The sequence below is a fragment of the Streptomyces sp. NPDC020192 genome (genome assembly GCF_044388685.1).
Classification (GTDB): Bacteria; Actinomycetota; Actinomycetes; order Streptomycetales; family Streptomycetaceae; genus Streptomyces.
In genome coordinates this window covers 80642-103533 of the sequence record NZ_JBIRXG010000010.1, presented here as the reverse complement: position 1 = coordinate 103533, position 22892 = coordinate 80642, and the positions used below count along the sequence as shown (strand labels likewise).

The window sequence follows — 22892 nt, the reverse complement described above, 5'->3', positions numbered from 1 at the left end:
CGTCGAGTCACACGGGTTGGGTCATCTGTCGCCAAGCGCGCCGAGGCCGGTCAGCGCGCCCACCGGGTCGAGATCCGGGGTGCCGCGCGGCCACCAGTCGTCGCGGCCGGGCTCCGACTCGTAGGCGTACCACAGCCCGTCGCGGCCGAGGCGGAGCTGCATGTGGCCGTGCGGGTGGGTGAGGCGGTTGCGCCAGGGACGGAACGCCGGGAGGTCGGCGGCGAGCAGCAGCGGGCGGGCCCGGTCGAAACGGCCGGCCGGCGGGTCCCAGGGCTCCTCCAGGACGGCCAGCCCGGCAGAACCGCCCTGCCGCCAGGCCGCGACCGCACGCGCGAGGTCGGTCGGGGTGCGGCCGGCGGCCGTGGCGAGCGCCGCGTAGAGGGTGCGGGTGGTGGCGGTGAGGCCGGAGCCGGGGCGGGCCGCGGCGAGGCGTACCGCGTCCTGCCACAGGGTCAGCTCCCCCACCGGGTCCCGGCCGGTGCCGAGCAGCGCGTGCGCCCGGGCTGCGGCGTCGGTCGCGAGCTGGTCCAGCGCGAAGGGATCCGGGCCGCCGGGCGCCGCCGGATACACCGGCGGCTGCTCGGGATGCGGCGGCACAGGCAACGGGGCGGGCAGCGGCGGGAGCGTGCGGGGCGCGAGGGCATCCGTGGCGCGCACACCGGGCAGCGCCTCGGGCTGCCGGTCCTGGGCGGCGCGGGCCGCGCGGGCGGCGCTGCGTCGGGACAGCGCGTCGAGCAGGTCCTTCTCGCCCCGGCCGCGCAGCAGGAGCAGCACGAACGGGTCGGCGTCGAGCAGCCGGGCCGTCTGATAGCACAGCGCTGCGGCATGTTTGCACGGGTGCCCGGAGTCGGGGCAGCTGCACCGTGGGGCGAGGTCTCCGGGGCCGGGCAGCAGGGGCACACCGCAGTCGGCGAGGGACTCGGGCAGTTCCTTGTCGAGCAGCGCGGCGATGTGCCCCGGCCGGTCGGCGGCCGCGTCGAGAAAGCGCGCCCATTCGTCGCCCTCCAGCGTGCGGACCCGCACCTGCACCCGGTACGGCCGCGGCCGGCTCCCGCGCACGTACGCCAGCACGAGCCCCGGTGTCACGGTGATCGCGTCCACATGCCCCTGCTCGGCATACCCCCGCCCCCGTGCCACCCGCTTGGCATCCAACGCCCCCTGCTCCAGGGCCCCCACCCAGGCATTGCCCCACCAGGTCCCGGCGAACGACGCACCGTCCGCGGTGCCCTCACGGGGTGCGAACGCCGGGAAGGTACGCCGGAGTTCGGTGTCGCGGTGGGGGGTTGCCATGGTGGCGGGGACGTGCGCGGACGCGGGGACGGGCTGGTCCGCTTCGGTGGGGTCAGTGGGGCTGGCGGGCAGGTTCGGGGACGCCTCGGGCATGGCGGGGGCGGAGGGCGACGGGTCCGAATGACCGTGGTCGCCGGTTCCCGTGGCCTGGAGGGGCTCTTCCTCCGGGGTGTCGGACCAGGCCGGCATCCGGAAGGCGTTGGCCAGGTAGTGCCGCATGTCCTGGGCGGCCTTGATACGGACGGTCCGGGAGTCCGGTCCGGGGGCGGGTGACTGGTGCGGCACGGTGCCGGCGGAGCCCCCGGCCGGACGCGGCCCACGCCGGACACGGGGCTCGGCCGTCCGCTTATCCCGTACGACGGCCTCGCCCGCCTCGGCCTCGGCCCGCAACGCCTCCCGCCGAGCCGCCCGCAGCGCCTCCCGGGCAACGTCACCGGGCCGCCCGCCCGGCGTGGGGGTGGGGCGGGGCGCCGGGTCACCGTCGTGGGCCGGGGCGGTGGCGTCGGCGGGGCGGGGGCGGTGCGCGGCGGTGCCGTCCTGGACCGGGACGGCGCCAGCGGCCCGGAGCGCCGCACGCACCGCGTCGGCCGGCCTCCGCCCGCCGCGGGCGGAGGACTCCCCCGCAAGCTCGGCCGAGCCACCCGGCGCCTCCGTCCCACCGCCGGGTGCCGCCTCCTCAGCCGCATCCGGTGCCGGTGTGGTAGCCATAGCCCTCACGGCAGCACGCACCGCATCGGCCGGCCTCCGCTCGGAGGCAAGGGGTTCCGCCACCGGCTCGGGGGTGGGCAGCGGTGGGTACGCCGTGCCGTCGGGCCTCGGCTCACGGTCGGCCAGGGCCTCCGGATCCTGTGGCGCACCGGCAAGCCCTGGCTCGGCGTCGGCCAGGCGCTCCGGCGTCTGCGGGGCGTCGCCAGGTGCCGTCTCCTCCGTCGTGGCCGGTGCTTCCTCGGCCCGTGCCCGGGCTGCGCGCAGGGCCTGGCGGGCCGCGTCGGACGGGCGTGGGGTGGTGGCCTCCGGGGGGAGGTTCATGGAGTCCTCCGGAGGGAGACGAGGTCGGACAGTTCACGGTCGGTCAGTTCCGTGAGGGCTGTCTCGCCGGAGCCGAGGATGGCTTCGGCCAGGGCGCGCTTGGCCGCCAGCATCTCGGCGATGCGGTCCTCGACCGTGCCCTCGGTGACCAGGCGGTGGACCTGGACGGGCTGGGTCTGGCCGATGCGGTAGGCGCGGTCGGTGGCCTGCTCCTCGACGGCCGGGTTCCACCAGCGGTCGAAGTGGATGACATGGCCCGCGCGCGTGAGGTTCAGTCCGGTGCCGGCCGCCTTCAGGGACAGCACCAGGACCGGGGTCTCGCCGCTCTGGAAACGGTCCACCATGCGCTCGCGCTCCGGCACCGGCGTACCGCCGTGCAGGAGGTCCACCGGGATCGCGCGGGCGGACAGGTGGGCTGTGATGAGGCGGGCCATGCCGACGTACTGGGTGAAGACGAGTGCCGAGCCGTCCTCGGCGAGGAGAGTGTCCAACAGCTCGTCCAGCAGGGCCAGTTTGCCGGAGCGGGCGGAAAGGCGGTCCCGGTGCGTCTCCTCCTTCAGGTAGAGCGCGGGGTGGTCGCAGATCTGTTTCAGGGCGCCGAGAAGCTTCAGGACCAGGCCCCGGCGGGCGATGCCCTCGGCGGTCTCGATGGCGAGCATCGACTCGCGCACCACCGCCTCGTACAGCGCGGCCTGTTCGCGGGTGAGCGGCACCGGGTGGTCCGTCTCGGTCTTGGGGGGCAGTTCGGGGACGATTCCGGGGTCGGACTTCTTGCGGCGCAGGAGGAAGGGGCGGACCAGGCGGGCGAGGCGCTCCACCGCCGCCCCGTTCTCATCGGCCCCGCCGTTCTCCACCGCGCGCGCGTGCCGGGCGCGAAAGGACTTCAGGGGGCCGAGGAGGCCGGGGGTGGTCCAGTCGAGCAGGGCCCACAGCTCGGAGAGGTTGTTCTCGACCGGGGTGCCGGTGAGGGCCACGCGCGCGGGGGCCGGGATCGTGCGCAGCGCCTTGGCCGTGGCCGAGTAGGGGTTCTTCACATGCTGGGCCTCGTCGGCCACGACCATGCCCCAGGACTGTTCGGCGAGGTGCGCGGCCGCCGAGCGCATCGTGCCGTACGTGGTGAGGACGAAGCCACCCGCCAGGCCGTCCAGGGTGCGGTCCTGGCCGTGGAAGCGGCGGACGGGGACGCCGGGCGCGAACCGGGTGATCTCCCGCTGCCAGTTGCCGAGCAGGGACGCCGGGCAGACGACGAGGGTCGGCTCGGTGCGGGCCCGTTTCAGGTGCAGGGCGATGAGGGTGACGGTCTTGCCGAGGCCCATGTCGTCGGCGAGGCAGCCGCCGAGGCCGAGGGCGGTCATGAGGTCGAGCCAGGCGAGACCGCGCAGCTGGTAGTCGCGGAGGGTGGCGGCCAGCCCCGCGGGCGGGTCGGCCGGGTGCAGGCCCGCCGTGAGCCGGTCGCGGAGGGCTGCCAACGCACCTACCGGGACGGCCTCGACGGTCTCGCCGTCGACCTCGGCGGTGCCGGTGAGCGCGACGGACAGCGCGTCCACCGGGTCCAGCAGGCCGAGTTCGCGTTTGCGGGCCTTGCGGACCAGCGCCGGGTCGACGAGGACCCAGCGGTCCCGCAGCCGGACGACCGGACGGTGGGCCTCGGCGAGGGAGTCCATCTCGGCCTCGCTGAGCGGGTCGCCGCCGAGGGCCAGCTGCCAGCGGAACTGGAGCAGGTCCTCGCTCTCGAAGAACCCGGTGCCGTCGGTGGCCGAGCCGGGCGCCGGGCGGACCACCGCGGCGGCCGTCAGATCGCGGGCGAGGTCCCGCGGCCAGTGCACGGCGACACCGGCGGCGGCCAGCCGGGAGGCCGCGACACCGAGCAGCTCGCCCAGCTCCTCCTCGGACAGGGCGAGCACATCGGGCACGTCCTGCTCGGCGAGCCGCTCCAGGGGCGCCCACACGCGGGCGGCGCGCCGTACCGCGAGGGCGGCGTCCACGCGCGCGCGGGGGCCGAACGCCGTCTCGGCCTCCCCCGCCCACAGGGCCGCCGCGTCGGCCACCAGGGTGGGGTCGGCGAGGCTGTGCACCTGCACGATCGCGGCCCCCGCCGCCCGCGCGCCGTCGCTCGCACCGGCGTCGAAGACGGCGTAGGCGGACAGGTCCAGGCGCAGCGAGATCCGTACGCCCGCGTCCATGCCAGCGGCGACCTCGGCCGCCCACGCGTGCGCGTGGGGCAGGGCCACGGGCTCCCGGGCGGCGAAGGGCCGGCCGGCCGTGTGCGGGGCGGCCGGGGTGCGGGGCAGAGTGTCGGCGACCGCGTCGAGGAAGGAGCGGACCAGGGCCTCCGGCTCGGGCAGCCGGAGCGGACCGGGGCCGGCGAGCGGCACGGCGTGGCCCTCCGGGGGCAGCGCCGCGGCCACCGCGCGCAGATGGGCGATGTCGTCGGGCTCCAGCGGGCCGGCCCGCCAGGCGTCGTGGCCGCCCGGGGTCAGACCGGGCAGCAGCCGGCCGCGGGCGACGAGCCGTAGCGCGTGCAGCGCGGCGGCGCCCCAGCAGGCCGTCGCCGGGTGGGCGGCCGGGTCGCGGCGGGCCCGGACCAGCAGCGGGAGGACATCGGCGAGCGGCAGGGTCAGCGCGGAGACCTGTCGGCGTCGTACGTCCGCGCCATGGCGTCGTACGACGGTCAGCTCTTCGGTGTCGCCGGCGCCGGGCAGCGGGCCGCCGTCGGGGTCCCAGAAGGCGATGTGGCCCTCGCGCGGCAGGGGCGCGGGCAGGTAGACCGATGCGAGGCGGACCGGGACCTCGCTCCCGCTACGCCCGGAACCCTCCGTGCGCTCGGCCACCGCGGCCGTGCCTGTGCTCATACGTTCTGCCACCTCCCACCCGTGTGCCGGATCAGACGTCTTCGACTCTACGGGCGGGGTCTGACAATCGGCCCCGGACACCGGCCGGGGCCCACGGTCACTGCGGTTACGGCGGTTACGGCGGTTACGGCACCGTGCGCGAGACGACGTACACCATCGGGCTGCTGGGGTCGGACATGTTCACGACCACGTCCTGGGTGGGTGCCGGGTTCTTCTGCGCGTGGGTCAGGCCCCACCAGCCGGTGCCGCTGAAGTGCCAGCCGCTGACCTTCTGGTCGCGGGCGCTGATCGCGCTGTCGCCCTTCCTCAGCTCGTCCCGGCGCGCGCCCATGGACTGCAGGAAGGCGTCCAGGCCGGCGGCGTTGGTGCGGAACTGCACGTAGAGGCGGCTGGTCTTCCAGTTGTTCGTCTCGTAGGCGGCGGTGGAGTCGGCGGGGTGCGGAACGGTCACCTGGTAGAGGCGGCGCTGCACCTTCGACGGCCAGCCCGGGGTGAGGCCGGTCGCCGCGTACTTCGCCTCCTTGTCCTTGCCGCTGTTACGGCTCTGGTTGGCGGAGATCACCAGGTAGCCGGCCGGGACGCCGATCAACAGGACGATGATCAGCAGGGTCAGCGCCCGGCGCCTGGCCTTGTGTCGCGGGTCCTCGGTGAGCCGTCGCGGCTCGTCCGGCGGGCCGCCCTGGTGGGGCAGCGTCGGGGTCATGCGCTGTCCCGGTCGTGGCGGGCCTGGCCGTAGCGCTCGTAGCGCTCGTAGCGCTCCACGCGGCGGCGCTTGGCACGGCGGAACCGGCGTGCGACCAGCCGGGCCAGGTCGGCGGCGCCGACCATGCCGGCCTCGGGGCCGAGCTGGGCGCGGGTGATGCGGGCCTCGGGGCGGTAGCCGCGGCCGGTGAGGTGGCGCTTGAAGGCGTCCCGGGCGGGGCCGATGAGCAGGTCGTCGGCGGCGCTGACGCCACCGCCGATCACGAAGCAGGACGGGTCGAGGGCCGCCGCCAGGTTGGCGATGCCGACGCCGAGCCACTGGCCGATGTCCTGGAGCAGCTCGACGCACATGGCGTCGCCCTCGCGGGCCAGCTCGGTGATCATCGGACCGGTGATGTCGTCGATGTTGCCCTTGACGTGCTCGATGATCCCGTAGGCGACCGGGGAGTCGGCGGCGGCCAGCTCCTTGGCCTCGCGGACAAGGGCGTTGCCGGAACTGTACTGCTCCCAGCAGCCGCGGTTGCCGCACGGGCAGCGGTGCCCTCCCGGGACGACCTGCATGTGGCCGAACTCGCCCGCGACGCCGTACTTGCCGCGCTTGACCTGGCCGTCCTCCAGGATGGCGCCGCCGATGCCGGTACCGAGCGTGATCATGACGAGGTGGTCCTCGCCGCGGCCGGCGCCGAAGCGCCACTCCGCCCAGGCGGCGGTGTTGGCGTCGTTGTCCACGAGGACCGGCACGGAGAGCCGGCCGCTCAGGCGGTCGCGCAGCGGTTCGTTGCGCCAGGACAGGTGGGGCGCGAACAGGACGCGGTTGCGGTCGGCGTCGACCCAGCCGGCGGCACCGATGCCCACCGCGTGCACGTCGTGCCGGTCGGACAGGTCCAGGACCAGTTCGACGATGGTGTCCTCGACGACCTTGGGGCTCTTGGACTTGTCCGGGGTCTCCGCGCGGAGCTTCTCCAGGATGTTGCCGTCGGCGTCCACGACGCCCGCCATGACCTTGGTGCCGCCGATGTCGATTCCGACCGTGGGCACCCGGGGTGCGGTCAGGTGGGAGCGGCGCTCGCGGGTACCGACGGTACGGAGGACCGGGGCCCGGCGGGAGCCGATGGGGGCGGTGAGGTCGCGGTAGGTGCTCATCGGGCTCGATTGTGCCTCACCGCCGGTAAGGGTGCCGTACGGGGCAGGAGAGGGGGCAGGGTCGCACCCACGCGGCGGAGCCGCATGCCGAGACGGCCCCGCACCCCTCAACCGCGCTGCAGTTCGTGGCGTAGAGCCTCGAGGTCGGATCCGCCGGCCATCTGCCGGGTCAGCTCGTCCAGTGTTATTTCGTCCCGTGTGTAATTGCCCACCATCGTGCCGCGCCTCAGCAGGACGAAACGATCGCCCACCAAGTACGCGTGATGCGGGTTGTGGGTGATCAAGACGACGCCCAGGCCCTCGTCCCGTGCCGCGGCCACATATTTGAGGACCACACCGGACTGCTTCACCCCCAGTGCCGCCGTCGGCTCGTCCAGGACCAGGACCTTCGCGCCGAAGTGGACCGCGCGGGCGATCGCCACGCACTGGCGTTCCCCGCCGGAGAGGGTACCGATGGGCTGGTCGACGTCGCGGAGGTCGATGCCCATGCGGAGGAGTTCGGCTCGGGTCGTCTCGCGCATGAAGTCGATGTCCAGGCGCTTGAAGGGGCCCTTGCCCTTGCGGGGCTCGGAGCCGAGGAAGAAGTTGCGCCACACCGGCATGAGGGGGACCACCGCCAGGTCCTGGTAGACCGTGGCGATACCGCGGTCCAGGGCCTCGCGCGGGGAGGAGAGGGTCGTCTCCTCACCCTCGATGCTCAGCGTGCCGCCGTCGTGCCCGTGCAGGCCCGCGATGATCTTGATCAGGGTGGACTTGCCGGCCCCGTTGTCACCGAGAACGCAGGTGATCTCACCGGGGTTGACCTCCAGTGAGACGCCTTCGAGGGCACGCACGGTGCCGTAGCGCTTGCTGACGCCGGCCAGTTGAACGAGAGTCACTTGTTGGCCTCCGCGCGCTTCTTGACCCAGGCGTTGAGCAGGGTCGCGAGGAGCAGCATCGCTCCGAGGAAGAACTTGAACCAGTCGGGATTCCACTCGGCGAAGACGATGCCCTTGCTGGTCATGCCGAAGAGGAGGGCGCCCACGGCGGAGCCGATCGCGCTGCCGTAGCCGCCGGTGATCAGACAGCCGCCGATGACGGCCGCGATGATGTAGATCAGCTCGTTGCCGACGCCCTCGCCGGACTGGACGGCGTCGAACGAGAAGAGCAGGTGCTGGCCGGAGATCCAGGCGCCGAACGCCACGCCCATGTAGAGGCCGATCTTGGTCCTGGCGACCGGGACGCCGACCGCGCGGGCCGCGTCCTCGTTGCCGCCGACGGCGAAGATCCAGTTGCCGGCGCGGGTGCGCAGCAGGACCCAGGAGCCCACGGCCACCAGGCCGAGCCACCACAGGATCGTGACCTTGAAGTCGACGCCGCCGATCGTGAGGGTCGAGGCGAAGAGGGCGTGGGCGGCGGGGAAGCCCTCCATGTCCCCGATGGTCTTCGTCGACACCGTGCCGTCGATCAGCTTGGTGAAGCCGAGGTTCATGCCGGTCAGCATCAGGAAGGTGCCGAGCGTGACGATGAAGCTGGGCAGCTCGGTGCGGGTGAGCATGAAGCCGTTGAAGGCGCCGATGGCCAGCGTGACCAGCAGGGACACACCCACGCCGACCCAGGTGTTCGCCGTCATCTGGTAGCTGAACATCGAGGAGACCAGCGCCGAGGACGTCACGAGGACACCGGCCGACAGGTCGAACTCGCCGCCGATCATCAGCAGCGCCACCGGTACGGCCATGATCCCGATGGTCGAGGAGGCGTACAGGACCGTGCTGAGGCTGGCGGCGTTGAGGAAGCCGTCGGCGGAGACGGCGAAGAAGAGGAAGACGGCGAGCGCACCGACGACCGAGCCGAGTTCCGGACGACCGAGCAGTTTCTTCAGCGGAGAGGTCTGAAGAATCCTTTCATCAGCCCTCTTCTCGATCGTCGTACTCATCGGGTGCCCCGCTCGGTGTACGCGGCGAGCGCGGCCGCCTGGTCCTTGGTGATGATCTGCGGGCCGGTCAGCACCGGCTTGCCGCCGCCGAGGACGTCGCCGTTGTACTTGTAGGCCCACAGCAGGTCGACCGCCTCGTAGCCCTGGAGGTACGGCTGCTGGTCGACGGCGAAGCCGAGGGTGCCGTTCTTCAGCTCGGCGGCGACCTGGGCGTTGAGGTCGAAGGTGTCGATCTCGGCCTTGCTGCCCGCGTCGCTCCTCGCCTTCACGGCGGTGTCGGCGTACGGGGCACCGAGGGTGACGACCGAGTCGATCGACTTGTCGGCCTGGAGCTTGGCCTCGATCGCGGACTGCACGTCGGGCATGTTGGTGCCGTTGACGTAGAGCTTCCGCAGCGTGCCCTTGAACGTCTTGGCGACGCCGTCACAGCGCTGCTCGTGGCCGACGTTGCCCTGCTCGTGCAGCACGCACACGGCCTGCTTCCTGCCGCGCTGGTTCAGCTCGTCGCCGACGGCCTCGCCGGCGATGGTCTCGTCCTGGCCGATGTGGGTGAGGGCGCCGAAGGCCTTGGACTCCTCGGAGCCGGAGTTCACCGTGATCACCGGGATGCCGGCCTTCTCGGCGCGGGCCACGGCGGCCTTCATGGCGTCCGGCTTGGCGAGGGTGACGATGATGCCGTCGACCTTCTTGTCCACGGCCGCATCGACCAGCTGCGCCTGCTGCTGGGCCTGGTCGTCGTGCGAGTACAGGAAGTTGATGTTGTCCTTGACGGCGGCCTGCCTGGCGCCGCTCTGCACGATGTCCCAGAAGGTGTCGCCGTCCCCCGAGTGGGTGATCATCGCGAAGGTCCAGCGCGGGGTGTTCACCGCCGCCCTGCCCTGGGCGGCGGCGGCCTTGCGGGCGTCCTCGGCCCGTTTGCCGCCGGTGCTGCTGCACGCCCCCAGGGACAGCGAAAGTGCCCCCGTCAGCGCGATGACTGCCCAGGTCCGAAACCGTGCCACGAGGCCGTGCCCTTCTTGCCGTGTTCGTACGTACGGAAGGGGCCGGTGATCAGCTCAGCGGCCCCAAACGCTCCAGTATCGAACACCGTGAACACTCGTGACAGGGCAGGGGGGCGCCCAGCAGTCGCATTGTCCGGACATTGCGACGAATCCGGGGCTGGTCACGGCCGCACGAGCAGCTGGAACTCGAAGGAGTAGCGGCTCGGGCGGTAGGTGTGGTCGCCGAACTCGACCGCACGGCCGGTGTCGTCGAAGGTGGTGCGCTGCATGGTGAGCAGCGGGGCGCCCTCGGCCTCGGCGAGCCGCTCGGCCTCGGCGGCCGTGGCGCCGCGGGCCCCGATGGACTGGCGGGCGCTGTGCAGGGTGATCCCGGCGGCGCGCATCAGCCGGTACAGGCCGGTGGCCTCCAGCTGGTCGGTCTCCAGGTCGAGCAGGCCGGTCGGGAGATGGTTGACCAGGTACGCCATCGGTTCGCCGTGCGCGAGGCGCAGCCGCTCGATGCGGTGCACGTCACCGCCCTCGGCGACGCCGAGCGCGGCCGCGACCGCGGCGGAGGCCGGCACCATCGTGTTGACCAGGACCTTGGTCGCGGGGCGCTGGCCGGCCGCCTCCAGGTCGTCGTAGAGGCTGCTCAGCTCCAGCGGTCGCTTGACCTGGCTGTGCACGACCTGCGTCCCGACGCCTCTACGGCGTACGAGCAGCCCCTTGTCGACGAGGGACTGGATGGCCTGGCGGACGGTCGGCCGGGACAGACCGAGCCGTGCGGCCAGCTCGATCTCGTTGCCCAGCAGACTGCCCGGGGTGAGGCTGCCGTGCTCGATCGCGGCCTCCAGCTGCTGGGAGAGCTGGAAGTACAACGGCACCGGCGAACTACGGTCCACCCGGAGGTCGAGCGCGACGGTCGGGTCCACATCTGGTTTCGGCACGGGGCCGAGCGTAGCCGGGTGACGGGTTGACGGGAAGTTGTGTAGTCCGATTGTCCGGACATACGCATTGACAGCGCACGGGGTCCGCCCTCACTTTGTTTCCATGCGCATCGGGGTCATCGGTACGGGCCGCATCGGCGCCCTTCACGCGAGAACGCTCAGCCGCCACCGTGAGGTCGGCTCGCTGATCCTGACGGACACGGATCCCGCGCGGGCCCAGGAACTGGCGCATCGGCTCGGCGAGACGGCGGCGCCGGGGGTGGACGAGATCTACACCTGGGGCGTGGACGCGGTGGTGATCACCACGGCGACGGCGGCGCACGCCGAGCTGATCGGCCGGGCCGCCCGCTCGGGCCTGCCGGTCTTTTGCGAGAAGCCGATCGCGCTCGACCTGCCCGGCACGCTGCAGGCGCTCACCGAGGTCGAGAAGGCCGGAACGATCCTGCAGATGGGGTTCCAGCGGCGCTTCGACGCGGGATACGCCGGCGCTCGGGAGGCGGTGCGCGAGGGACGGCTCGGGCGGCTGCACACGGTACGGGCGATGACCTGCGACCCGTCGCCTCCCCCGGCGGAATGGCTGCAGCTGTCCGGCGGGCTGTTCCGGGACACGCTGATCCACGACGCCGACGTGCTGCGCTGGGTGACGGGCCGTGAGGTGGTGGACGTGTACGCCGCCGGTTCGGACGCCGGGCCCGCGCTGTTCCGCGAGGCCGGTGACGTGGCCACCGGCGCGGCCCTGTTCACCCTGGACGACGGCACGCTGGCCACGGTGAGCGCGACCCGCCTGAACGGCGCCGGCTACGACGTCCGCATGGAGCTGGCCGGGGAGCGGGACACGGTCGTGGTGGGCCTGGACGACCGTACGCCGCTCGCGTCGACCGAGCCGACCGGGCCGCCGCCCGCCGACAAGCCGTGGACGGGCTTCCTGGAGCGGTTCGGGCCCGCCTACGAGGCCGAGCTGAACGCCTTCGTGGAGGTGGTGCGCGGCGAACGGCCCAACCCGTGCGACGGCCACGAGGCCCTGCAGGCACTGCGGATCGCCGAGGCCTGCGAGCTCTCCCGCCGGGAGCGCCGACCGGTACACCTCACGGAGATCCCGGACCGGGTGCGGCCGTCGCAGGGCTGAGGGCGGGGCCCCTCACGGCTGCCGCCGAACATCGCTCACCAGCGCACCGGAAGGCTGCGCATCCCTCTGATCAGCAGGCCCGGCAGCCACTCGTCCGGGGTGGCGTCGAGGGTGAGGCCGGGGGCGCGGTCCAAGAGGGTGGCGATCGCGATGCGGCCCTCCAGACGGGCCAGGGGCGCGCCGAGGCAGTAGTGGATGCCGTGGCCGAAGGCGAGGTGGCCTCGGGTGTCGCGGCGGATGTCGAAGCGGTGCGGGTCGGCGTAGCGGTCGTCGTCGCGCTGGGCGGAGGTGAGGCTGATCACCACGTGCTCGCCCTGCTCGATGGCCGCACCGGCGATCTCCAGGGGCTCGGCGGCGAACCGGTACGTGGCGGTGTGTACCGGGCCGTCGTAGCGCAGCATCTCCTCGACGGCGCCGTCCAGGAGGCTCATGTCGGCGCGCAGGGCGGCGAGTTGGTCGGGGTGGGTCAGGAGGGAGTGGACGCCGTTGCCGATGAGGTTGACCGTGGTCTCGTGGCCGGCGATGAGCAACAGGAAGGCCATGCCGCGCAGTTCCTGCGCGGAGAGCCGGTCGCCGTCCTCGGCGGTGGTGCGGAGCAGGTCGCTGAGCAGGTCGTCGGTGGGGCCGGAGCGGCGCTTGTCCTCGATCAGCTCCGTGAGGTACTCACCGAGGCGGACGACCGCGTCGTTCCCCGTCTGCTCACTGGTCGGCGCGACCACCTCGTTGGACGTCTTGCGGAACTCCGCGCGGTCCATGTCGGGGACGCCGAGCAGCTCGCAGATGACGGTGATGGGCAGCGGGTAGGCGAGGGAGCCGATGAGGTCGGCGCGGCCCGCCGGGAGCATCTCGTCCAGCAGCTCGTCGGTGATCTGCTGGATCCGCGGGCGCAGTTGCTCCACCCGGCGCATCGTGAACGCGCGCGTGACGAGGCCGCGCAGGCGGGTGTGCTGGGGCGGGTCGGTGGCCAGGAGGTGCTTGCCGATCATGTCCTGGTCCATGACGGTCACACCGATCTTGCTGGTGTCCTTGGCCAGCCGGAGGTCGGCCAGGGCCGCCCGCGCCTCCTCGTACCCGACGACCAGCCAGGCCTCGTCGTCCCAGCCCGGCATCCGGACGCGGTGGACGGGGCCCTGCTCGCGCAGCCGGGCGTACACCGGATGCGGATCCCTGATGAGCTGGTCCCCCGACTCCCCCAGGTCGACCACGTGTTGCCTGTCCATCGCTCCCCTTCCGGACTCCCCCGAGGCCCACCGGGCATCTCCCGTACAGGAACAACGCGCGGGTCCCGGCTTTAGTGCCCGTCCCCCTCGAGCAGTCCCGCGTCGTAGGCCAGCAGTGCGATCTGGACCCGGTTGTCGAGGTCGAGCTTGGCGAGGATGCGGGAGACGTGGGTCTTGACGGTGGCCACGCTCATGAAGAGGTCCGTGGCGATCCGGGCGTTGGCCAGGCCCCGGCCGACGGCGACGGCGACCTCGCGTTCGCGGTCGTTGAGCGCGGTGAGCCGCTCACGCGCGCGTGCCTGCCGGGAGTCGGCGGCGGTGCCGGCCGCGTGCCGCATCAGCTGGCGGGTGACGGCGGGTGACAGCACCGGCTCGCCGGCCGCGACCCGGCGCACCGCGTCGACGATCTCGGCGGGCGAGGTGTCCTTGAGCACGAACCCGGCGGCGCCGGCCCGCAGGGCGCGCAGCACCTGTTCGTCGGCGTGGAAGGTGGTGAGCACGACGACCTGCGGGGCGTCGGCACGCGCGCGCAGCCGCTGGGTCGCCGTCAGCCCGTCCACCGTCGGCATGCGGATGTCCATCAGGACGACGTCGGGCCGGGTGCGCCCCACGAGTTCCTCGGCCTCGGCGCCGTCGGCGGCCTCCCCGACGATCTCGATGTCCTCGGCCCCGCCCATCATCAGCGCGAGTCCGGCGCGCACCAGGGGGTCGTCGTCCACCAGGAGGAGTCTGATCGGCGTCTTGGACTCAGTCATGGGTCCAAAGAAACCACGATCGCGGCGGGTGCCGCTCACCCCCACGGCAGCCAGGCCCGGATCTCGAACCCGCCGTCGCCGGTGGTGCCGTGCCCCAGTTGCCCGCCGGCCAGGGTCGCGCGTTCCGTGAGGCCGATCAGGCCCTGGCCGGAGCCGGGGACGGGCGGGACGTCGGCCGGCGGGGGCGGGTTGGTGACGGTGACCGTGAGACCGTCGCCGGGGGTGCCGGTGAGGCGGAGGGTGACCTCGGCGCCGGGGGCGTGCTTGCGGGCGTTGGTCAGGGCCTCCTGGGCGATGCGGTAGGCGGTGCGGCCGACGGAGGCGGGCACGGCGGCGGGGTCGGCGACGCGGTGGTCGAGCGTGATCTTCATGCCGGCCTCGCGGCACTCGGCGACGAGCGGGTCGAGCGCGGCGAGCGTCGGCTGCGGGCGGCCGCCGGCCGCGTCGTCGGGGCCGCCGGTGCGCAGGACGCCGATGATCTCCCGAAGGTCCTGGAGGGCCTCGTGAGCGCTCTCCCGGATGACGCCGGCGGCCCGCGCGATCTCCTCCCGCGGCGCGTCCGGCCGGAACTCCAGGGCTCCGGCGTGCACGCTGAGCAGGGTGAGCCGGTGGGCGAGCACGTCGTGCATCTCGCGGGCGATGTCCTCGCGGGCGAGGCGCTGGGCCTGCTCGGCGCGCAGCCGGGCCTCGGTCTCCGCCCGGTGCGCCCGGTCCCTGAGGCTCAGCATCAGCAGCCGCTTGGAGCGCACGAACATGCCCCAGCCGACGACACAGACGGTGAGGAGCAGCGCGAAGATCAGGGAGGCCAGGTATGCCAGGCCGGACTCCGGGCGCAGCCAGTAGTAGACGGGTACGAGGGCGAGGTCGACGCCGGCGATCCAGGCGACGTACCGGAACGGCCGGTGCACGGCCACGGTGAACAGTGCGGCGAGGCAGGCCCAGCCGGAGGTCTCGGAGACGAAGCCGATCGCGATCATCGCGGCGGCGAGGCCGACCGGCCGGCGGCGGCGCAGCCAGACCGCGAGACAGGACAGGCCGCCCAGCAGCACGTCCACGACGACGAAGCCCTGGGGCACGTCGGGGTGGTGCACCAGGGACACCGTGGTCACCAGGTACAGCAGGACGACCAGCAGGAAGCAGCAGGTGTCGACGGCCCAGTCCCGGGCCGTGCGGCGCGGTCGGCGTCCCTCGGAGGTCGCGTCCGGGTCCAGTTCCCGGACCACCGCCGACGGGAGCATCCAGCGGCGCAGCCCGCTTCCGGGGGCGGGGGCCGGCCGGTGTCGGTCTTCACTCACGGTCGAGAAATCTATGCAGCGCCCCCTGCACGTGACCGCCACGCGCGCGTGATCGGCTACCAAAGTCGCGCGATCGTCGACTTTCGGCGGCTCTCGCGCGGCACCGCGTCTCGGCGGCTCACGCGGAAGGCGCTGGTGTCCGGGCCGGCGCCGGCCCGGACACCGCTCGTCCCGCGGCCCGGGGTGGGGGGGTCGGCCGCAGGGCGAGGTGCGCGGTACTTCGGTCCTACGTCTGTCGCGCTGTTCCCTCGGGTCCTGTCGTCCGGCTCAGCAGCCGAAGTCGATCAGGTTGAACGTGGCGTAGTGGTCGGAGGTGTAGTAGTCCTCCTGGTCCTGCTCGCCGGTGACGATGCGCCGGGCACCGCGCGTGGAGGAGCCGGGCGTGATCACCGTGTACTCGTGGTAGTAGCCGTACGACTCGCTGGGCAGGACGCCTTCACGGTTGGAGAAGACGGTGCCGTCCTGCGAGTACGGGTACGGGCCGCCCTGGGCGATCAGGTCCAGGGTGTCGTACGCCTGCGACGGCAGGGCGCTGTAGCAGATGCTGCCGGTCGAGTCGGCGGCGGCGTTCGCCGTGGTGGCGGAGACGGTGCCGCCGACGAGGAGGGCGGACAGGAGCGCTGCTGCGGCGCCGATGCGAGTGGCACGTGGGGGGAATCTCATGCCCCCATGATGACGCGCGTAGACGTTGGCATGTCAACGACAATGTTGAAGATTTTCCCGTCAAGTCCCATCTGTTTTCAGGAAGTTAACCTGCGCTCCTGCGCCCCCACGCGGTTCCCGCGAGCACCAGTACGCCACCCGCGAGACCGAGCGCGCCGAGCCGTTCGCCGCCCAGCGCGATCCCGGCCGCGGCGGCCCACAGGGGTTCGGTGCCGAGCAGCAGACCGACCCGGGACGGGGAGGTACGGCGCACCGCCCACATCTGCACGAAGAACGCGAACACCGTGCACAGCACGGCGAGGAACAGCAGCCCGGCCCAGTCCCGCGCGCCGAGGCCCGCCGCGACCGTCCAGGGCGCCGGAGTTCCGGAGCCGGCGGACAGCAGGGCGAAGACGGCGACGGCCGCGCCGAGCTGGACCGTGGTGAGCGGCAGTGCGTCGGCGCCCTGGACGGCCCTGATCCGGGACATGGCGAGGACGTGCACGGTGCGGGCGAGCGCGGCGAGCAGCATCAGCAGGTCGCCGAGCGAGGGCTGGGTGAAGCCGCCGCCCTGGGTGAGCAGGACGACGCCGAGCACCGACAGCAGCGCCGCGCCGAGGAAGGCCGGGGCGGGCCGGGTGCGGGTGACGGCGGCCTCGGCGAGCGGGGTGAAGATCATGGTGAGGCTGATGATCAGGCCGGCGTTGGTCGCCGAGGTGTGGACGACGCCGTAGGTCTCCAGCAGGAAGATCCCGCTCAGGATCAGCCCGAGCAGAGCCGCGCCGCGCCACTGGGCGCCGGTGAGGGAGCGCAGGGCGCGGCGGCCGGCGACCGCCAGGACGGGCACGGCGAGCGCGAACCGCAGCACCAGGACGGCCAGGACGGTACGAGCGGTGGTGATGTCCTTCGCGGCGAGGTAGCTGGCGCCCCAGCAGACCGCGACGAGCAGGACGGGCAGGTCGGTGCGCCAGGCGCGGCGGGGCAGGGCGGCGACGCCCGGTACGGCGATCGAGGACATGCGGGCGGCTCTCCCGGTCTCCGAAGGGGTGCGGAGACGTCGGCGGCTCGCGCGGGGCGTGATCACCGTACCTGCGGCGACGATCTCCGACCAGAGACCGCGCGCGCCTCCGGCGTCTTCGGGGAGAGCGCGGCTCAGGCGTCCGCCGGGAGTGCGCGCCTTCCGGCGTCCTCGGAGACAGCGCGGCTGAGGCATCCGCCGGGAGCGACGGCCTTGGGTGTCCTCGAAGCAATGCACACCCTAGGCACCTCCGGGGAGCCCGCCTCCCGGACCTTCCCAGGCGCCACGCACCTCAAGGGGCCTCGTGGCGTGTGCCGCTCAGGCGTTCTCGGGGAGTTCGTACGAGCCGTACTCGGGGTCGCCCGCCAGGTCGTACGACTGGATCGAGACGCCCGTGCCCGTGACGTGGCCGTCGGTGTGCCGGAAGCGGGTGGGGACCGAGCCGTCCGGGAACAGCCGGTGGCCGGTGCCGAGGACGACCGGGAAGGTCAGCAGGTGCAGGGTGTCGAGGAGGCGGAGGTCGATCAGGGAGCGGACCAGGGCGCCGCTGCCGTGGACCTGGAGTTCGCCGTCCGTGCGCTCCTTGAGGGCCTGGACCTCCTTGGCGAGATCGCCGCCGATCACGGTGGTACCGGACCACTCGGGCGCCTCGAGGGTGGAGGACACGACGTACTTCGGGAGGACGTTGAGCCGGGAGGCGATGGGGTTGGCCGGGTCGGTCACCTTCGGCCAGTAGGCGGCGAAGATGTCGTACGTACGGCGGCCGAGCAGGAAGGCGCCGGCGCGGTCGAAGACCTCGGCGGCGAAGCGGCCGAAGTCCTCGTCGCCGTACACGAAGCTCCAGCCGCCGTGGGTGAAGCCGCCGCTGGGGTCCTCCTGGGGGCCGCCCGGGGCCTGGTAGACGCCGTCGAGGGTGACGAAGAGGGTGGAGACGAGCTTGCCCATGGCGGGTGCCTTCTTCCTGGGGCGGGGTCCGTTGTCATCAGCTCAGACCCCGCTGGCACCCGGAACTCATCGGTTCAGCCCGCGTGCGTCGAGAACAGTCCGCCGGTCGGGCCCTGCTTGTCGCCGCCCTGGGCCTTCTTCAGGGCGTTGGCGAGGCTCTCGATGGTCATGGACTGCAGGATCACCCTGCCGTTGCCCTCCAGCGTGGCCAGGGACAGGCCCTCGCCGCCGAAGACGGCGTTCATGATCCCCTGGCGGTTGAGGCCGCCGACGCGCTGGACGCCGTACTGGATGCCCTCCTCGAAGGCGACCACACAGCCCGTGTCCACCTCGATGCGGCCGCCGAAGTCGGCGGGGTTGAGGTCGATGAAGTTGCCCGCGCCGGCGATGATCACCGTGCCGTGTCCGGTGAACTTCTCCAGGATGAAGCCCTCGCCGCCGCTCATGCCCGTACGGCCGCCGGCGAAGGCGATGCCGAACTCGACGGTGGACTCGGCGGCCACGAAGGCGTCCTTCTCGGCGAACCACGCGCGCGTGCCGTCGAGTTCCAGCGCGCGCATCTCGCCGGGGAGCACGCCCGCGAAGCCGACCGTGCCCTCCCCGCCCTGGGAGGTGAAGTACTGGAACGCCAGCGACTCACCCGCGAGCATGCGCTGGCCGACCTGCATGGCGGTGCCCATGGCCTGGCGCAGCAGGCCCCCCATGCCACCGCCGCCGCCCTGCCCCTGCTGGCCGCCGTTTCCGTTTCCGGACGGGCCGGACAGGCGCGTCTCCATGGTCACGTTCGTCGTCTTGAACAGGAACTTCCCGGCCTCGCAGTACACGGTCTGGCCGGGGCGCAGGTTGACGACCGCCATCTGCATGGCGTTGCCGACGATCTCTTGCTGAAGGGTCACGCGGGAAGAACGCGGGAGACGGACCGGAGAGTTCCAGGGGGCCGGAATCGAATCCCTGTGGGTGACACGCGGGGCGCCCGGTGCTGTCCAGGCCGGGGCGCCCCGCGCGCGTGCGGGGTGGGTCAGCCGCCCAGTTCCTGGTGCCGGGCGGCGAGCCGGGCCGCGCCGTCCTCGGTCAGCGAGCCGAACAGCCTGAGGCGGGAGATGCCGCCGTCGGGGAAGATGTCGATGCGCGCGTGCGTGCCGACGGCCGGGCTCGGCAGCACGAAGCGGTGGTTGGTGTCGGGCTGGAGGCGGGTGCGCGGCAGGATCTCCACCCAGTCGCCGCTCTCGCCGTCCTTGACCGACACGGAGGCCCAGCCCGCGCTGTTGCCCTTCAGATAGGCCGTGTCGATCTCGACCGCGCGGATCTGCGCCTGGGAGACGAGCTGGTAGCGGATCCAGTCGTTGCCCTGGTCACGGCGGCGGCGGGTCTCCCAGCCGTCGTCCATCTTGCGGGAGCGGCCCGGCTGGATGGTGTTGGTGGCCGGGGAGTAGAAGAGGTTGGAGGCGTCCTCGACCCGGCCGCCGTTCTCCAGGGCCACGACGTCGAAGGTGCCGAGGACCGCGAGCCACTCGGGGTCGGGTACCACCTCGCCGTACACGCGCAGGCGCGCGATGCCGCCGTCGGGGTGCTGGTGGACACGCACGTGCGTGAAGCGCTGTTCGGCCGATATGGAGAAACCGTTCGCCGCGTGGCCGGCGACCGGGGTGCGCGGGACGATCGTCGTCCACTTCACGTCGTCGCCCAGCAGCTCCTCGGGGGACGGGGAGCCGGGGACGGAGGTGGCCTCGATGGAGACGGCCTGCGGGTAGTTGCCGCGGAAGTGGGCGGTGTCGACGACGATCCCGCGGATCACGCCGGGCGCGCCGAGGCGGACCAGTGCCCAGTCGTGGTCCTCGGCGGTGGGCCACGGGTGCTCGGCGGAGACACCGCGCCGCCGGCGGGTCTCCCAGCCGTCCATGATCTTGCCCTTGTGCCCGAAGTGCTCGGGGTCGAACTCGGCCCGCTCGGGCACCAGCAGGTTCTCGCGCTGGGCGAAGAACTCGTCGTTGGCGGCGATGACACCGGCGCCGAGCTGCCGGTCGGCGAGGTTGGCGTACTGGGTGAAGGGGAAGTCGGCGGTGCGGTAGTCCGCGTACGGGTCGCCGCCTCCGTAGGGGTTCGCGTCGCCGGTGAAGCTAGGTGTCGCCGTCACGGTGATCAGGGGTTCCTTTCCGGGAGTGGGCCGGGTGCGGGGTGGACTACTGGGGGCGGGTGAGCAGGGTGCCCTTCGGCTCGGTGAACTCGCCGTCGTGGACGATGCGTTCGCCGCGCAGCCAGGTGGACTTCACGACGCCGTACAGCGTCTTGCCGGCGTACGCGGTGACCCGGTTGCGGTGCTGGAGGGCGGCCGGGTCGACGGTGAAGGTGTCGTCGGGGGCGAGGACGGCGAAGTCGGCGTCGTGGCCGGGGGCGATGGCGCCCTTGGAGGCGCCCAGGCCGACGAGTGCGGCGGTCCGCGCGGACATCCAGCTGACGACGTCCTCCAGGCCGTGGCCACGCGCGCGTGCCGCGGTCCATACGGCGGCGAGGCTGAGCTGGAGGCCGGAGATGCCGCCCCAGGCGGTGGCGAAGTCGTCGGTCTTCAGGTCGGCGGTGGAGGGCGAGTGGTCGGTGACGACGCAGTCGATCGTGCCGTCGGCCAGCGCCTCCCAGAGCAGGTCCTGGTTGGCGGCCTCACGGATGGGCGGGCAGCACTTGAACTCGCTGGCGCCGTCCGGGACTTCCTCGGCGGTCAGGGTGAGGTAGTGCGGGCAGGTCTCCACGGTGATCCGTACACCGTCCGCGCGGGCGGCGCGGATCAGCGGCAGCGCGTCGCTGGAGGACAGGTGCAGGACGTGCACGCGCGCGTGGAGGCGTTTGGCCTGCGCGATGAGGCTCTCGATGGCCGTGTCCTCGGCGTCGCGCGGGCGGGAGGCGAGGAAGTCGGTGTACTTCGGGCCGCCCTGCTGCGGGGCGGCGGCGAGGTGGTGCGGGTCCTCGGCGTGCACGATCAGCAGCCCGTCGAAGCCGGCGATCTCCGCCAGGGACCGGGTGAGCCGGTCCTGGTCGAGGTGCGGGAACTCGTCCACGCCGGACGGGGACAGGAACGCCTTGAAGCCGAACACACCGGCGTCGTGCAGCGGGCGCAGGTCCTTGACGTTGTCCGGCAGGGCGCCGCCCCAGAAGCCGACGTCGATGTGCGCCTTGTCGGCGGCCACCTGCCGCTTCACCCGCAGGTGCTCGACGGTCGTGGTCGGCGGGAGGGAGTTGAGCGGCATGTCGATCAGCGTGGTGATGCCGCCGGCCGCCGCCGCGCGCGTGGCGGTCCAGAAGCCCTCCCACTCGGTGCGGCCGGGGTCGTTGACGTGCACGTGGGTGTCGACCAGGCCGGGCAGCAGCACATGGTCGCCGACGTCCTCCAGCCGGGCCCCGGCCGGGACCTCCGCGTCGTACGGCAGGACGGCCGTGATCTTCCCGGCGGACACGGTGACCGTGGCGGCCCGTATCCCCTCCGGTGTGATGACGCGCGTCGAGCGCAGGACCAGTTCAGCGTCGGACACCCGAACCCCTCTCTGTACCGCCGTTTTACGCCCAGGAAACGGGATTTACACCCACGTAACGGATTTCAACGTTCTGTTGAAGGAGTCTTCACTCCCGCTTCCACGCCGTCAAGGGGCACACTTCTGGGCAGTACGTCACCCGCACCCACTCTGGACGTTTCCACAAAGCGGAATTAGAATTCCATCAAGCAGAACGTAGCTACGTACAAGCAGGGAGTCAACCGACTGCCGGGTAGGCTTCTGCCCTCCCGCCAGTCCCGAAAGGAACGCGCCGTGCCGACGTCCAGCGCCAGCACCACCGACTCCGCCAAGCCCTCCGCCGGCGGCGGCGTCCAGTCCCTCGAGCGCGCCTTCGATCTGCTCGAGCGGATGGCGGACGCGGGCGGCGAGGTGGGCCTGAGCGAGCTGTCCGCGACCAGCGGGCTGCCGCTGCCGACCATCCACCGGCTGATGCGCACCCTGGTCGCCTGCGGGTACGTCCGTCAGCAGCCGAACCGGCGCTACGCCCTCGGCCCCCGGCTGATCCGGCTCGGCGAGTCGGCGTCCCGGCTGCTCGGCACCTGGGCGCGGCCGTATCTCGCGCGGCTGGTCGAGGAGACCGGCGAGACGGCGAACATGGCGCTGCTGGACGGCGACGAGATCGTGTACGTGGCGCAGGTGCCGTCGAAGCACTCGATGCGGATGTTCACCGAGGTGGGCCGACGGGTGCTGCCGCACTCGACCGGCGTGGGCAAGGCGCTGCTCGCCGGGGTGCCGGATGACGAGGTGCGGGCGCTGCTCGCCCGTACCGGGATGCCGGCCGCGACCGAGAAGACCATCACCACGCCCGAGGGGTTCCTGGCCGCGCTGGAGGATGTACGACGGTCGGGGTACGCCGTCGACGACAACGAGCAGGAGATCGGGGTGCGGTGTCTCGCGGTGTCCGTGCCGGAGTCTCCGACGGCTGCGGCGATCTCCATCTCGGGGCCTGCCGGAAGGGTCACCGAGGCTGCGACGGACAAGATCGTGCCGGTGCTGCAGCAGATCGCCCTTGAGCTGTCTCAGGCTTTGGCGAGTTCGGGCGCCTGACGGGGTGCCTCCTTCGGCGCGTGGGCGACTGCGGGTTGTTCGTGGTGGATCGCGCCCACGCGGCGGAGCCGCATATCGAAACAGCCCCGTGCCCCCGGGTCGGTCACCTCGCCCTGCACCTTCAAGCTCGCGGTGATTCCCCGAACAAGTCCACCGCGTCCCTGACCTCCCTCAGACCCCTGGCCAAGGCGCTCACCGAGCCGATCGCCCCCGCGATCAGTAACAGGGAGCCGCGCAGGCGCGGGATCTCCGGGGAGCCGCCGGAGGCCATCGCCGCCAGGGCCGCCAGTTCGTCCTCGGCGATCGCCCGGTCGGGGAACTCGGAGGGCAGCGCGGCGAGTTCGCGGCGCAGCCGGGACACCGCGGTCCGCAGTTCCGCCACTCTCGGGTCCTCGTCGCTGCCGGTCACCGGTCTCTGCCCCAAGCTCCGCAACACTGGCCTCC

Annotated in this window: 20 protein-coding genes; 2 read left to right on the top strand and 18 right to left on the bottom strand. The window is 72.5% G+C overall.

The annotated features are described in order from the left end of the window. Nucleotides 1-21: 21 nt before the first annotated feature. The 8 genes from ACH47Z_RS20550 to ACH47Z_RS20515 all read right to left on the bottom strand — a co-directional run bounded on the left by ACH47Z_RS20550 (nucleotide 22) and on the right by ACH47Z_RS20515 (nucleotide 10843). Nucleotides 22-1998, bottom strand: coding sequence for an SWIM zinc finger family protein (locus ACH47Z_RS20550; protein WP_399075884.1), 1977 nt, complete (start codon nucleotides 1996-1998; stop codon nucleotides 22-24). Between the two features lie 317 nt (nucleotides 1999-2315). Then, nucleotides 2316-5171: a DEAD/DEAH box helicase gene (locus tag ACH47Z_RS20545; RefSeq protein WP_399075551.1), complete on the bottom strand. Its 2856-nt coding sequence runs from the start codon at nucleotides 5169-5171 to the stop codon at nucleotides 2316-2318. 124 nt (nucleotides 5172-5295) lie between these two features. Continuing rightward, nucleotides 5296-5874: a sugar kinase gene (locus ACH47Z_RS20540; protein ID WP_399075550.1), complete on the bottom strand. Its 579-nt coding sequence runs from the start codon at nucleotides 5872-5874 to the stop codon at nucleotides 5296-5298. Then, nucleotides 5871-7016 (bottom strand): ROK family glucokinase, encoded by a 1146-nt coding sequence (locus ACH47Z_RS20535; protein WP_399075548.1) that lies wholly within the window; start codon nucleotides 7014-7016, stop codon nucleotides 5871-5873. The genes ACH47Z_RS20540 and ACH47Z_RS20535 overlap by 4 nt, the downstream gene beginning before the upstream one ends. Before the next feature lie 107 nt (nucleotides 7017-7123). Further along, nucleotides 7124-7894, bottom strand: coding sequence for an ATP-binding cassette domain-containing protein (locus ACH47Z_RS20530; protein ID WP_399075545.1), 771 nt, complete (start codon nucleotides 7892-7894; stop codon nucleotides 7124-7126). Then, the gene (locus ACH47Z_RS20525; RefSeq protein ID WP_399075543.1) at nucleotides 7891-8931 is read right to left on the bottom strand and encodes an ABC transporter permease; all 1041 of its coding nucleotides are present in this window, start codon (nucleotides 8929-8931) and stop codon (nucleotides 7891-7893) included. Before ACH47Z_RS20525 ends, ACH47Z_RS20530 begins: the two co-directional genes overlap by 4 nt. Next, nucleotides 8928-9932 (bottom strand): sugar ABC transporter substrate-binding protein, encoded by a 1005-nt coding sequence (locus tag ACH47Z_RS20520; RefSeq protein ID WP_399075541.1) that lies wholly within the window; start codon nucleotides 9930-9932, stop codon nucleotides 8928-8930. Before ACH47Z_RS20520 ends, ACH47Z_RS20525 begins: the two co-directional genes overlap by 4 nt. A gap of 161 nt (nucleotides 9933-10093) precedes the next feature. Next, the gene (locus ACH47Z_RS20515) at nucleotides 10094-10843 is read right to left on the bottom strand and encodes a GntR family transcriptional regulator (RefSeq protein ID WP_399075882.1); all 750 of its coding nucleotides are present in this window, start codon (nucleotides 10841-10843) and stop codon (nucleotides 10094-10096) included. A 118-nt stretch (nucleotides 10844-10961) separates the two neighbouring features. On the opposite strand from ACH47Z_RS20515, the gene ACH47Z_RS20510 reads away from it, so the two are divergent. Further along, nucleotides 10962-11984 carry a Gfo/Idh/MocA family oxidoreductase gene (locus ACH47Z_RS20510; protein WP_399075538.1) on the top strand — a complete coding sequence of 341 codons (1023 nt, stop codon included), beginning with the start codon at nucleotides 10962-10964 and terminating at the stop codon, nucleotides 11982-11984. Between the two features lie 35 nt (nucleotides 11985-12019). On the opposite strand, the gene ACH47Z_RS20505 is transcribed toward ACH47Z_RS20510, so the two are convergent. From ACH47Z_RS20505 to allB, 9 genes are all read right to left on the bottom strand, one after another. Further along, on the bottom strand, nucleotides 12020-13204 hold the full coding sequence (locus ACH47Z_RS20505) for a cytochrome P450 (protein ID WP_399075536.1): 1185 nt from the start codon (nucleotides 13202-13204) through the stop codon (nucleotides 12020-12022). Between the two features lie 71 nt (nucleotides 13205-13275). Further along, the gene (locus tag ACH47Z_RS20500; protein ID WP_399075534.1) at nucleotides 13276-13959 is read right to left on the bottom strand and encodes a response regulator; all 684 of its coding nucleotides are present in this window, start codon (nucleotides 13957-13959) and stop codon (nucleotides 13276-13278) included. A 35-nt stretch (nucleotides 13960-13994) separates the two neighbouring features. After that, nucleotides 13995-15197 carry a sensor histidine kinase gene (locus ACH47Z_RS20495; RefSeq protein WP_399075880.1) on the bottom strand — a complete coding sequence of 401 codons (1203 nt, stop codon included), beginning with the start codon at nucleotides 15195-15197 and terminating at the stop codon, nucleotides 13995-13997. Nucleotides 15198-15521: 324 nt separating this feature from the next. Continuing rightward, entirely contained in the window at nucleotides 15522-15917 is a 396-nt protein-coding gene (locus ACH47Z_RS20490) for a ribonuclease domain-containing protein (protein WP_399075532.1), read from the bottom strand. An 85-nt stretch (nucleotides 15918-16002) separates the two neighbouring features. Continuing rightward, entirely contained in the window at nucleotides 16003-16914 is a 912-nt protein-coding gene (locus ACH47Z_RS20485) for a DMT family transporter (protein WP_399075530.1), read from the bottom strand. 318 nt (nucleotides 16915-17232) lie between these two features. Beyond that, a complete protein-coding gene (locus ACH47Z_RS20480; protein WP_399075528.1) occupies nucleotides 17233-17859 on the bottom strand; it encodes a dihydrofolate reductase family protein in 627 nt (208 codons plus the stop codon). Between the two features lie 74 nt (nucleotides 17860-17933). Then, nucleotides 17934-18755 (bottom strand): AIM24 family protein, encoded by an 822-nt coding sequence (locus ACH47Z_RS20475; protein ID WP_399075526.1) that lies wholly within the window; start codon nucleotides 18753-18755, stop codon nucleotides 17934-17936. Nucleotides 18756-18877: 122 nt separating this feature from the next. Then, nucleotides 18878-19993: an allantoicase gene (alc, locus tag ACH47Z_RS20470; protein ID WP_399075524.1), complete on the bottom strand. Its 1116-nt coding sequence runs from the start codon at nucleotides 19991-19993 to the stop codon at nucleotides 18878-18880. Nucleotides 19994-20039: 46 nt separating this feature from the next. Beyond that, nucleotides 20040-21380, bottom strand: a complete 1341-nt coding sequence (gene allB / locus ACH47Z_RS20465; protein WP_399075522.1) for an allantoinase AllB — start codon at nucleotides 21378-21380, stop codon at nucleotides 20040-20042. Nucleotides 21381-21653: 273 nt separating this feature from the next. Between allB and ACH47Z_RS20460 the strand changes: the two genes are divergently transcribed. Next, nucleotides 21654-22448 carry an IclR family transcriptional regulator gene (locus tag ACH47Z_RS20460; RefSeq protein WP_399075520.1) on the top strand — a complete coding sequence of 265 codons (795 nt, stop codon included), beginning with the start codon at nucleotides 21654-21656 and terminating at the stop codon, nucleotides 22446-22448. A gap of 121 nt (nucleotides 22449-22569) precedes the next feature. Here the strand turns inward: ACH47Z_RS20460 and ACH47Z_RS20455 are convergent, their stop codons facing one another. Continuing rightward, nucleotides 22570-22884 carry a DUF5955 family protein gene (locus tag ACH47Z_RS20455; protein WP_399075518.1) on the bottom strand — a complete coding sequence of 105 codons (315 nt, stop codon included), beginning with the start codon at nucleotides 22882-22884 and terminating at the stop codon, nucleotides 22570-22572. Nucleotides 22885-22892: the final 8 nt, after the last annotated feature.